Origin of the sequence: Pseudoalteromonas sp. CO348 (assembly GCF_004208845.1) — a bacterium.
Taxonomy (GTDB): Bacteria; Pseudomonadota; Gammaproteobacteria; order Enterobacterales; family Alteromonadaceae; genus Pseudoalteromonas; species Pseudoalteromonas maricaloris.
Map to the genome: position 1 here is coordinate 36,081 of NZ_SGPI01000005.1, position 11,840 is coordinate 47,920.

Annotated in this window: 10 protein-coding genes; 6 read left to right on the forward strand and 4 right to left on the reverse strand. The window is 44.0% G+C overall.

Annotation, left to right across the window (positions count from 1 at the left end; translation table 11 throughout):
* The first annotated feature begins 1 nt into the window (after position 1).
* The 5 genes from ilvA to can all read left to right on the forward strand — a co-directional run bounded on the left by ilvA (position 2) and on the right by can (position 5,102).
* Positions 2 to 1,543, forward strand: coding sequence for a threonine ammonia-lyase, biosynthetic (ilvA, locus tag EXT48_RS01095; RefSeq protein WP_130163352.1), 1,542 nt, complete (start codon positions 2 to 4; stop codon positions 1,541 to 1,543).
* 57 nt (positions 1,544 to 1,600) lie between these two features.
* Positions 1,601 to 2,035, forward strand: coding sequence for a hypothetical protein (locus EXT48_RS01100; RefSeq protein WP_130163353.1), 435 nt, complete (start codon positions 1,601 to 1,603; stop codon positions 2,033 to 2,035).
* A 122-nt stretch (positions 2,036 to 2,157) separates the two neighbouring features.
* Complete coding sequence (locus EXT48_RS01105) at positions 2,158 to 3,210, forward strand: ABC transporter substrate-binding protein (RefSeq protein ID WP_130163382.1); 1,053 nt, start codon at positions 2,158 to 2,160, stop codon at positions 3,208 to 3,210.
* A 27-nt stretch (positions 3,211 to 3,237) separates the two neighbouring features.
* Complete coding sequence (locus tag EXT48_RS01110) at positions 3,238 to 4,434, forward strand: methyltransferase (RefSeq protein ID WP_130163354.1); 1,197 nt, start codon at positions 3,238 to 3,240, stop codon at positions 4,432 to 4,434.
* Complete coding sequence (gene can / locus EXT48_RS01115) at positions 4,434 to 5,102, forward strand: carbonate dehydratase (protein WP_045990427.1); 669 nt, start codon at positions 4,434 to 4,436, stop codon at positions 5,100 to 5,102. Before EXT48_RS01110 ends, can begins: the two co-directional genes overlap by 1 nt.
* Positions 5,103 to 5,168: 66 nt before the next feature.
* Here the strand turns inward: can and EXT48_RS01120 are convergent, their stop codons facing one another.
* Entirely contained in the window at positions 5,169 to 5,438 is a 270-nt protein-coding gene (locus EXT48_RS01120) for an accessory factor UbiK family protein (protein ID WP_010376312.1), read from the reverse strand.
* A gap of 194 nt (positions 5,439 to 5,632) precedes the next feature.
* Between EXT48_RS01120 and rep the strand changes: the two genes are divergently transcribed.
* On the forward strand, positions 5,633 to 7,648 hold the full coding sequence (gene rep, locus EXT48_RS01125; RefSeq protein ID WP_130163355.1) for a DNA helicase Rep: 2,016 nt from the start codon (positions 5,633 to 5,635) through the stop codon (positions 7,646 to 7,648).
* Here rep and EXT48_RS01130 read toward each other — a convergent pair.
* From EXT48_RS01130 to elbB, 3 genes are all read right to left on the reverse strand, one after another.
* Entirely contained in the window at positions 7,634 to 10,204 is a 2,571-nt protein-coding gene (locus EXT48_RS01130) for a diguanylate cyclase (RefSeq protein WP_130163356.1), read from the reverse strand. The two genes, rep and EXT48_RS01130, sit on opposite strands and share 15 nt — an antisense overlap.
* Positions 10,205 to 10,425: 221 nt before the next feature.
* On the reverse strand, positions 10,426 to 10,818 hold the full coding sequence (locus tag EXT48_RS01135; RefSeq protein WP_010376308.1) for a cytochrome c5 family protein: 393 nt from the start codon (positions 10,816 to 10,818) through the stop codon (positions 10,426 to 10,428).
* Between the two features lie 244 nt (positions 10,819 to 11,062).
* Complete coding sequence (gene elbB / locus EXT48_RS01140; RefSeq protein WP_039494621.1) at positions 11,063 to 11,713, reverse strand: isoprenoid biosynthesis glyoxalase ElbB; 651 nt, start codon at positions 11,711 to 11,713, stop codon at positions 11,063 to 11,065.
* Positions 11,714 to 11,840 lie beyond the last annotated feature (127 nt).

The following is an 11,840-nucleotide window of genomic DNA, read 5'->3' on the forward strand; positions in this document are numbered from 1 at the left end:
GATGGTTTCCCAAGAGCTTGATTACTTTAGAGCCATTATTCAGGCGAATGTGGCACCGCTCGTTGAGGTAACGCAAGTGAATCAACTAGAGCAAATGTCAGCCCAGCTTGGTAACCAAATTTGGCTGAAAAGAGAGGACCAACAGCCGGTCTATTCTTTCAAATTGCGTGGTGCGTATAACAAGCTACGTCAGTTGCCGAAAGGATCGCGGGTGTATACCGCTTCTGCGGGTAATCATGCTCAAGGGGTTGCACTAAGTGCAACGCATCTAGGTCAGCACGCTACCATTGTAATGCCTGTGACTACGCCAGAGATCAAGGTCAACGCGGTTCGTAAGCTCGGTGGTGAAGTAATCTTACACGGCCATCACTTTGATGCGGCAAAACAATACGCGCTAGATCTTTGTGAAGCGCAAAATGGTGTTTTTGTCCCGCCATTTGATGATAAAGATGTGATCATCGGCCAAGGTACGGTGGCGCGAGAGTTAATTCAGCAACTTGATGAACTAGACGTCGTATTTATTCCCGTAGGAGGTGGTGGTTTACTTGCGGGAATGGCGGTGTATTTGAAGTCACTTCGTCCTGATATCCGTGTTATAGGGGTAGAAGCTGAGGACAGCGCATGCCTTAAAGCCGCACTTGAAGCGGGAGAACCCGTGGAGCTTGAACGAGTCGGTGGTTTTGCGGACGGCGTAGCGGTAAAGCTTATTGGCACTGAAACTTTTCGATTAGCACAAAAGTTTTGTGATGAAGTCGTGACGGTTAATGCCGATGAAATTTGTGCGGCGGTTCAAGATATTTTTGTTGAGACGAGAGCAACTGCAGAGCCTTCCGGCGCGTTATCAACTGCGGGCTTGAAGAAGTGGCTCGCGCAAACGGGCGAAAAGGGGCTGAGTGTTGCGGCTATCTTGTCAGGCGCTAATTTAAACTTCGATCGGTTGAGGTATATCGCCGAAAGAACGGCGCTAGGTGCTAAACATGAAGCATTGCTCGGGGTGACTATCCCTGAGGAAAAAGGCAGCTTTAAGCGTTTTTGTCACTCTCTTGGTGGCCGAGCGATCACTGAGTTTAACTATCGCTATGCCGGCTGTGGCGAAGCGCAAATTTTTGTTGGTGTTGGGCTTAGAAATGGCCAGCAAGAGCTAACTGAGTTAACCGCTTCATTGCATCAAAACGGCTACCTGTTTGATGACTTATCAGATAACGAACTGGCAAAGTTACATGTGCGATATATGGTAGGCGGCAAACCGCCGAGCGTCATGAATGAACGTTTATTGCGGTTTGAATTTCCTGAATATCCAGGCGCATTAGCACGCTTTTTAGACATGCTCGGCTGTAATTGGAATATTACTTTATTTCATTATCGCAATCACGGTGCGGCACAAGGCAATGTGTTAGCCGCTTTTGAAGTTGAGCCCAGTGATTATGAGCGCTTTGATGAACATCTTGCAAAGTTAGCGTATCAGTTTCAAGAAGAAACAGATAACCCGTGTTTTACACGCTTTTTGCATGGCGAGCAGTTAGCAAAGCAAAAGGCTGGATAATAAGTACTGAATTAGGTACGCTGGTCATGAAAGTATCTAATTTTATCAGTGGATTACATGATTAGAAAAAGAAAAAACAAGGACATCTTCATAACGTTAGTTACAAGGCTTGTATTACTTGCGGGCTTATATTTTGGTGCGAGTGCACTTTGGCCAGAGCTGATCGAACACACACTTTTCTTGCCAATTGCGTTTGCAATTACATTGATATCGGTCGTACTCCAAGGTGATATCGGTACCAACAGACGCCCAGAGCAAATGTTATTAAAAGAGGGCGAGAAGTTAATGCTCATCTACGGGGCAAATAAAATTATGATGCCAATAGCGCAAGTTGAGTCTGTCGCTATTGATGATAATTACTTTGGGATCATCGAGAAGAATAATGGTAATGGCTATGACATTATGTGCAAAGGTAGCCAAGAGCAGATCTATCATCACCTTAAGAACATACTAGGTACACATATAGAGAATTGCAACGTACAGCTGCTTTGAACCTTAGTCAGTTAAAGTAGTACTTAACTCACTGATATATTCAATACTTATCCAAACTTAATGGCAGCCTGATCACCTTAAACTATAGTTAGCTATTATCAGTTGAAAAACGCAAGGATATGATGTTTAGGTACTATGTTGCGTTATTACTTTTATTTTTGAGCACTCAAATTGCAGCCCTTGAAAAAGTCACATTACAGTTAAAGTGGACGCATCAATTTCAGTTTGCTGGTTACTATATGGCAAAGGAAAAGGGGTTTTATCATAGGGAAGGGTTAGACGTTCATATTCTTCCTGCCGATCCCAATAATCCTAACGTTGATTTTCGCGTGCTATACGGGCAAGCACAGTTCGGTGTGTTTCACTCTGGCCTACTGAAACAAAGGCTCAACGGTAAACCCTTTGTGGCGCTTGCTGCGATACTACAGTCTTCTCCTTATTGTTGGATGGTAAGAGCCGACAGTGATATTTATGTTCCCCGTGATTTTCAGGGGAAACGCCTCAGTCATTTAGGCCACACTGAAAACGGTGAATTGCTTATGATGTTGCAACGTGCAGGCGTCAATACACAAAATATGCGCTTGTATTCAGGCAGTGAGCCACTGAAAGACTTTATCGCGGGTAAATTTGATGCGATGCAAGTTTATAGCACCAATGAGCCCTATACCGTGCAGCAAAGCGGTTTATCGACCCGTGAAATTTGCCCAAAGCAGTTTGGTTTAAACGTTTATGCTGACGTGCTCTTTACTACGGAAAGCGTACTAGAAAACCGCCCTGAGCTTGTTAAACGCTTTCGTCGTGCGAGCCTTAAAGGTTGGCGATACGCTATGTTACATCTAGAAGAAACCTTAGCAATAACTAAGCAGCAATACGCTACCCAAAAATCCTTGGAACAGCTCGCATTTGAGGCAGAGAAGTTAAGGGAGTTCATCAAGGTGGCTAATATTCCAATTGGAACAATGTCAACGGCAAAATGGCAATGGATAGCACAGCTATATCACTTAGATGTGAGTCAGTTTCATGAACACAAAGCGCGCTTTATTTATTCAGAAGTGAAGAATGAACAACCTAAGCTATCTTGGGTGTTGATTATTGCAGCGATTTTGACATTGGTTTGTATCCCAATGTATATCCACTTAATTTTTTCTCGTAAATATCATCAACAATTACGCTAGAATAAGGGTATTGTTTCTCTGACAACCGTGGCCATTGTGGAACCGAGCAAACGCTTTCAACTTCTAGATAAATTATTATTCGATACCCGACAATATTGGCAAGTCGTTGCTTTTGAGCATCTCACTATTCCTTGGCCACAACTGCAATCTGAATTACTGCGGTTAAGCGACGATGCAGTATCAACATTAGACAGTGACACTGATGCCCTTTTTACTTTTTTTAGTCGCTATATTCCCGAACTTGAACAACTTACGGTCTTAAGTGCTTTACCGCAAAAAGTGGGCCGTAGAGATGAGTTACCATTTTGGCTGAGTAATGGCATAAAAGGACGTAAATTAGAGCAACTTCAAGACTTTGTTGCCGCAGTAAACGAAACCAAAGCATCGGTACTAGAGTGGTGCGCAGGTAAAGGTCATTTAGGCCGATTGCTTTCTTATCATGGCGCGCCTGAAGTGAACAGTATTGAGCTTCAAGCGGATCTGTGTCGACAAGGAGAGGAAAGTGCGAAGCGGCAAAATCTAAACTTGCATTTTCATTGTGCCGACGTGCTGAAAGATGACATACATCACCACTTCGTTGAAAATCGCCATGGTATTGCACTGCATGCATGTGGTGAATTACATCGTGTATTTATGCACCAAGCAGTGGCGAATGGCATGAAAAAGCTATCGCTCTCTCCATGCTGCTATCACTTATTTACACCACCTGATTATCAAGCCATGAGTGTTGAAGCACAGCAGAGTCAGCTCAATTTGTCTCATCACGATATGAAGTTAGCGCTGCAAGAGACAGTTACAGCACCCGGGAGAGTGGCACAAGTACGTAAAAAAGAGGTGAGTTGGCGCTTAGGGTTTGATGCGCTGCGCAGAGAACTTACCGCAGATAAACATTACGTGAGTGTGCCTTCGGTCAATAAGGCTATTTTTTCTGGGTCGTTTAGTGAATTCTGTTATTGGGCAGCTGAGCAGAAGCAGCTCGCCCTGCCTGATGGAATTGATTTTGACCAATATGAACGTATTGGGCGTGAACGAAAACAAGTAACGGACAGAATTGAGCTAGTACGACACGTGTTTCGTCGTGCGATTGAGATCTGGTTGGTCCTGGATAGGGTTTTATATCTGCAAGCAGCTGGGTATGATGTCACCCTTAGCACTTTTTGCGAAAAGTCACTCACCCCAAGGAATATTTTGATACAGGCTGAACGTCAGTCGGAGAACCATTAATGTGTAATACGAGCCCAAGTCCACTGAGTCACTTACTCGATAATAATAAACAGTGGGCAGATCGCACCAATGCCAGTGATCCTGAGTTTTTCAAAAAACTGTCGCAACAACAGAATCCAGATTATCTATGGATTGGCTGCTCTGACTCTCGTGTGCCTGCCAACGAGATTGTTGACTTAATGCCTGGAGAGTTGTTTGTTCACCGCAATGTTGCCAATGTCGTTGTGCATACTGATCACAACTGTTTGTCGGTCATGCAGTATGCGGTTGAGGTGCTCAAAGTGGATCACATCATGGTGGTCGGTCACTACGGTTGTGGTGGAGTGCAAGCCGTACTCGATAACGCTAAGTTTGGTCTGATCGATAACTGGCTACGTCATGTCGCTGATGTGAAAGAGAAACACCAAGCGATTATTGAACAAGTGAGCAAAGAAAAGCAATGTGCGGCGCTTTGTGAGCTAAATGTGGTTGAACAGGTGCGCAACGTGTGTCAGAGCAATATCGTTCAAGATGCTTGGCAGCGAGGTCAAACTTTGACGGTACACGGGTGGGTCTATGGTCTAGCTGATGGTCTCTTGAATGAGGTGGTGAACGCCGTAGAAGATATGGAGCAACTGTCACTTTGCTATGAAAAGTCTCTGCTTGGTGTGAACCAGCGCTATTGCTAGGGTCAACAGAGTTTAGAGATTGCGTGCGTCACAAGCGCACGCCTTACTTTTCAAAGCTTTGGTTGCTTATTCCTGCGAGTCGGATGCTTGGCTGGCAAGCTGCGCTTCTAACTGCGCCACTTTTTCTTCAAGTTCAACCAATTTTTCACGTGTGCGGATCAGCACTTTGCTTTGAATATCAAACTCTTCTCTGCTAACAAAATCCATTTCTGATAATTTGCTCTGGATCGCCTGTTTCGTTCTTGCTTCAAATGTTTCAGCAAGATTTTTTACGCCCTGTGGCATGTTACTGGAAATTTGCTTAGCAATTTCTTCAATTTTGGCTGGATTAATCATCTTCTTACCTTAGCTTGCGAGTCAGTATACAAATTCCATCTTACCTTATGCGCCGCAGACGGAAAAGGTTCGCTTCATAGTTTTACATGGATACGGTAAACTAGCATGCTTAGTTTATAAGAATTCCTCAACCCCTCAGCACTGACAGTTGTTGCCAACATTGTGCCAAGCGAGAAGATAACCGGATTAGTTGTATGAAGCTCAACCCAAAACAAGACGAAGCGGTAAAATATATCAGTGGTCCATGCCTTGTATTGGCAGGTGCGGGCTCAGGTAAAACCCGGGTTATTACCAATAAAATTGCCTACCTAGTGCAGCAGTGTGAATACAAAGCAAAGAATATCGCAGCGGTCACCTTTACCAACAAAGCGGCGAAAGAAATGCGTGAACGGGTGGCACAAACTTTGGGCAAGCAAGAAGCTAAGGGTTTGTGGGTGTCGACATTCCATACATTAGGGCTGGAAATCATTAAAAAAGAGGTCAAGACCTTGGGTTATAAACCCGGCTTTTCCTTGTTTGATGATCAAGACACCAATCAGTTGTTAAGTGAACTCACTGAAAAAGAGCTTGAGCGTGATAAAGACTTACTCAATTTGCTAAAGATGCAGATTGGTAACTGGAAGAATGAGCTTATTTTGCCAGAGCGCGCTATTAGAGAAGCGCGAGAGCCACAAAAAGCGCTATTCGCTCAGCTTTATGCGCGTTATCAAACACAGCTGCGTGCTTACAATGCGTTAGACTTTGATGATCTTATTATGATCCCAACTTTGCTCTTGAATCAGTCGGTTGATGTGAGAGAGCGCTGGCAGCAACGATTCCGCTATTTGCTGGTGGATGAGTATCAAGATACCAATACCAGCCAGTATCAGTTAGTGAAACTGCTCGTTGGTGAGCGCGCACGTTTTACTGTGGTTGGTGACGATGATCAGTCTATTTATTCATGGCGTGGCGCTAAACCGCAAAACTTGGTGCTGTTGAGCAAAGATTTTCCGGGCCTAAGACTTATCAAATTGGAGCAAAACTACCGTAGTGCAGGGCGGATCCTAAAGGCCGCGAATATCCTAATCGCTAACAATCCCCATGAATTTGATAAACAACTGTTTAGTGAACTGGGGTACGGCGACCCGATCCGTGTGATAGCGACTCGTGACGAAGAACATGAAGCGGAGCGTGTGGTTGCGGAGATCATTTCACACAAGTTTATGAAACGTACCAGCTATCGCGACTATGCATTGCTTTATCGTGGTAATCACCAAGCTCGAGTGTTTGAAAAGGCACTCATGACCAACCGTATTCCATACAAAATTAGTGGCGGTATGTCGTTCTTTGCACGCAGTGAAATCAAAGACATTATGGCTTATTTACGATTCCTAGTGAACCAAGATGATGACAACGCATTTTTACGTATCGTCAATACCCCTCGACGCGAGATTGGCCCGGTGACATTAGAAAAGCTAGGTAGCTTTGCCAACGAGCGCCATATTAGTCTATTTGCTGCGTGTTTTGAGTCAGAGCTCGTGGATCGCTTGGCGGGTCGTGGCTTAAATGCATTGATGGGATTTGCGCGCTGGGTGGTTGAGCTTTCCGACCGAGCAACCCGTGGAGATACCTTGGAAGCGGTAAAAGATATGATCCGTGAAATTAATTACGAAGCGTATCTTTACGAGTCATCTCCCAGCGCTAAAGCGGCGGAAATGCGGATGAAAAACGTATCAGAACTATACCGTTGGATAAGTGATATGCTTACGGGAGATGCTGATAACCCCGCGATGACACTGCCAGAAGTGGTAAGCAAACTCACATTAAGAGATATGCTTGAGCGCAATGAAGAAGAAGATGACTCAGATGCAGTGCAGTTATTAACGCTGCATGCGTCCAAAGGTCTTGAATATCCACACGTATTTATGGTGGGGATGGAAGAAGGCTTGCTACCCCACCAAACGAGTATTGATGAAGATAATGTCGAAGAGGAAAGGCGTTTAGCCTACGTTGGCATCACTCGTGCTCAGCAAACCTTAACATTGACTTATACCAAGAGTCGTCGTCAATTTGGCGAGCAGATCACCCCAGAGCTGAGTCGCTTTATACAAGAATTGCCGCAAGATGATTTACAAATTGAAGGGAAAAAGCCTGTTGCGACACAGGCAGAACGAATGGAAAAAGGTAAGTCTAACGTTGCGAATTTACGGGCAATGCTAAGACGGGACTGATTCGTTATCAAAACTCTGGATAAAGGCTACACGTTCGTTGCCCTTATCCAGCATTTGCTGTTTGCCAAAAAACAGCTGCAAGCCATGCCTTTCCAGCAAGCTTCTAAAGTTTAAAATCGCAGGACCTCGGGCGATGACCTTAATATTTTTCACCTTAGTAACGGCTAAAATACCTTGTAACTGAACCTCATAACTCGTTTGCTGTAAGACGCGTTTACTAAACGTCGAGCTTAATAAGACATAGGTAAAGTCAACTTGGCTAATTAGGGTTAGATCGCAGCGATCTTTACCAAAATTATTCAAGCCAATTGGGATCCCCATATCGGCCAAGGCTCTGAGATTTAATACTTGCTGACTAGAAGCAAAGCGAATTTCGCTTTCTTCGAAGAGCAAACAAAGTGTTTTGTCTTGCCGCTTAAGCTGCTGCTTTAGCGCGTCAAAATGTGCGCTTTCTAGTAACATTGCAGAGCAACCAAATAGCATATCTTCATCGCGGCTAAGGGCAATTTCTTGCGCTTTGTTAAGTAGGTGCAATTCAATTTCAAGCAGTTGAGATTTTTCTGCGGCAAACTTTTTCAGAATATCAAAACTGGTGCTGCCTAACACTGGATGCTCGCCAAAGGCTTCCAAAAAGCCAATTGGTTGGGCGTTATCTGACCAGTTCACGATTTCCGTACAGCGGAAGTGGGTAGGCAGCTTATCTAAGTGATGTTGCTCTTGCTGCTTTTGAGCATTTGAGCTTGCGGTTAGCAATGGATGATAAAATTCATAGCGACCACGGCCAGCGTTTTTAGCATAGTACATTGCCGCATCGGCATCTCTGATGATTTCATCGGTGTTACGGTATAGCTTATTACTGTAGGTGATCCCTATGCTGGCACCGCTTTGCATGCATACCCCCTTCAAACAGAAAGGTTGCTGCATGACTTTGATAATACGTTTGGCGACATCTTCCGCTTGCTGACGATCGGTTAGGTGATCAAGTAAGATCACGAATTCATCACCAGCAAGTCGAGCTAATAAATCGTGTTCACGAATACACTCTAAGAATGACTGCGCCACCCACACCAAAAATTGATCGCCAGCTTGGTGACCTAATTCATCATTAATGTCTTTAAATTTATCTAAATCAATAAAAAGAACGGCAAAGTTATCTTCGGGATAACGATGATGTTTCTTCAGCGTCTTTTCAAGCTGAGTTAAAAACAAACTACGGTTTGGAAGACCGGTGAGTGAATCATGATGAGCATCATGATAAAGCTGTTGCTCAATCTTTTTGCGCTCTTCCATCTGCATTTGCAGGTGTAAATTGGCTTGTTGTAGCTCTTTAGTTTTTTCCGCAACTCGATGTTCTAACTGCTGGTGACTGATCTTAAGCGCTTGGTTCGCTAGGTGCGTTTGTAGTACAGAGGCAATCTGATTAGATACAAAAGAGATCAGCTCAACATCATCATAATTAAATTCGTGTTTGTGCTCATAAGCCTGACATGCGATCAGGCCGATGACGCCAGTAGCGGTTTTTAATGGTGCACCAAGCCAACTCGTTGCAGCAAGCTTGTGATTATAGCCTGCGGGGCGCTCTACTGTGCCTTCGAGTGCTAAGGCTTTGGCACGGGTACTGTCTATTAACTGGCTTTGCTCAGTACGAATGACCAGCTCACTATACCCTTTTGCAAATGGGCGAGGGTTATAACTGGTTTTTTCATCAACGCTATACGGGAAGGTAAGCCAATTCGTCTCTTTATCGTAAAGCGCTATGTAGAGGTTGTCGGCAAAAGTAATAGAACGAATAATGTCGTGAACTTGTTGGTACACATCGTCAATATCGGAGAACTGGGTTGCTAATTCAGAAATCTTGAATAAGATTTGCTGTCTTTCTAGCGCACGCTTGCGGTTTTCTATCTCTTTATTAAGTGCTTCATTACTTTGCATTAGTGCCCGCGTGCGAATTTTCACTTCAGACTCTAGTAACTCACGCTTTTTAACGCGTTCAATCGCTGTGGCCAGATACAGTGACATTACTTCAAGCAATTCAACTTGATGATCGCTGTAGGATTGCTCGGCTTCGTAGCTTTGCGATACCATAACGCCAATAATTGCGCCGTCGCGGTAGATAGGTACGCCCACCCAATGCTCCGCTTGACTGCCCATTATCTTAAACTCGCCAGCATTGGCTCGCGATAGCATGTCATCTTTGGTGAGATAAACGGTTTCGCCGGTTTTAAATACAAAACCAGTCACACCATCTTTAAAGTGATGTGCTTCATGAAGTGGGACAGAAATACCGTCTTTCTCATCAACAAAATACGATAGCTCAAGCGCTTGAGTAAAGCGATTTTGCAGGACAACGTAAAAGCTTTTGCTAGGTAAATATTGAGATAGAATATTGTGGATTGCGGGATACAACAGGGTAAGCTCAGCAACAGTACTAGCCTGTTCTGATAACTGAATTAATGTGTATTGAAGTTGAGACTTTCTTTTATACTTTTTGAGTAAAGACTCTAATCTGGCGGTTCGCCGAGATAGTCTCCTAACCTGTTGCTGTGGCTCTTCCAATGACGAAACCAGTTCTTATTGTTGTTTAATTATTGAGCTTAATAGTTTCACTTTTAGCCGAGGCGGTCAAGTGTAAATTTCTCATTCCTGCTCGCTTTATAAAGTGATATCAAGCCAGCGTTAATCACGGCTTTTATGGCACTATATTGAGACGAAAATGCAGCGATAAACGCTGCACTGTCCAATAAGTCTTTCTACCCTAAATAGAGAAGTTGAAATACTTATTTGCTTGTCATGAAATCGATTGCTGCTGCAATCTCATCATCCGAGCAGTTCATACAAGTACCACGAGGAGGCATTGCATTGAAGCCATTGATCGCATGGTCTAGTAATACGTCTTTACCTTTCGCTAGGCGCGGTGCCCAATCGTCAGCTGTTTTTGGTGCGCCTAATGCGCCAGTGCCGTGACAAGCAAAACATGCTGCTTGATAAACCTGCTCACCTGAACGAGGTCCTGATGGCTCGGCTTCTGCAGCACTTTCAGCACCAGCTAAATATACTGAGCCGATAGGCTGAAGACGTTTCTTAATCGCTTCTTCAGTTAAAGAATTGTCGTATGGTTGCGCAACTGCGGCTGTTGATAGCAATAAAAGTGCTGCTGAAAGTTTCTTCATTTACCTTGCTCACTTCGTTTGAACGTGTTCAATCACGATAATGGATGACGGAATTATTGGGATTATAACGTCACCTGTTCATTTATAAAACGTAAACTTGAGTATAAATGGTTAAAACCATTAATTTATTGCGTTAGGGCAAGCTTTTCTGCCTAAATTTGCAATCGCTCAAGGCCGAAAAGCGAGTTGTTCGGCCTTGGCGTTTTCCTTTACTAATACGAATGGGTGGGGGAGGTGATCGCCTCTATGCCATTTCGATTAACTTCGTCACCGCCTTTTCGATGCCAGTCGCGGCTTCAAGGATGGATGACGCCAGCATATATGCCGGTGTACTAATCACTTTTTCATTGTCATCAACGACGATCTCGGTCACTTCACAATCCACGTGCTTTGCACCAAGCGTATTAACTGCCGCTGCGGTATCAACATCATTGCCTATGGTCGCGAGTGTACCCGGTGTGTGGATATGGGCGATGAGTGCTGGCGCAATGCACAAATAAGCGATAGGTTTTTGCTGATGATTGAACTCACGACATACGCGCTTTACGCTTTCAAGAATCGTAGAATCTGCGCCTTTAAAAGCAAAATCAGAAAGATTCTTTGCTACACCAAAACCTCCTGGTAATACCAAAGCATCGAATTCGTCAGCACTTAATGTTTCCAGATCTGCAATTTCTCCGCGTGCAATGCGGGCGGCTTCAACAAGAACATTACGACGTTCATCTTGTTCTTCACCGGTGATGTGATTGATCACATGGAATTGATCAATATTAGGTGCAAAGCACTGATAGCTTGCCCCTGCTTTTTCAAGATTGAGTAGTGTTAATACTGACTCGTGGATCTCGGCACCGTCGAATACTCCACAGCCACTTAAAATTACCGCTACTTTTTTCATTCATTTCTCCCTTCAATGTCACATCATGCGCGCTATATGCATAAAAAGAATTATGCACGAATTAAAAAATTATAAAGGATCTTCTATGATCTTTGATCAATTGTGTTAGTATACTCCTCCGCTTGAG

Bases quoted from the DNA above. Each gene is read 5' to 3' on its own strand.
- ilvA (WP_130163352.1), top strand. From the start codon at position 2: ATGGTTTCCCAAGAGCTTGATTACTTTAGAGCCATTATTCAGGCGAAT.
- EXT48_RS01100 (WP_130163353.1), top strand. From the start codon at position 1,601: ATGATTAGAAAAAGAAAAAACAAGGACATCTTCATAACGTTAGTTACA.
- EXT48_RS01105 (WP_130163382.1), top strand. From the start codon at position 2,158: ATGTTTAGGTACTATGTTGCGTTATTACTTTTATTTTTGAGCACTCAA.
- can (WP_045990427.1), top strand. From the start codon at position 4,434: ATGTGTAATACGAGCCCAAGTCCACTGAGTCACTTACTCGATAATAAT.
- EXT48_RS01120 (WP_010376312.1), bottom strand. From the start codon at position 5,438: ATGATTAATCCAGCCAAAATTGAAGAAATTGCTAAGCAAATTTCCAGT.
- rep (WP_130163355.1), top strand. From the start codon at position 5,633: ATGAAGCTCAACCCAAAACAAGACGAAGCGGTAAAATATATCAGTGGT.
- EXT48_RS01135 (WP_010376308.1), bottom strand. From the start codon at position 10,818: ATGAAGAAACTTTCAGCAGCACTTTTATTGCTATCAACAGCCGCAGTT.
- elbB (WP_039494621.1), bottom strand. From the start codon at position 11,713: ATGAAAAAAGTAGCGGTAATTTTAAGTGGCTGTGGAGTATTCGACGGT.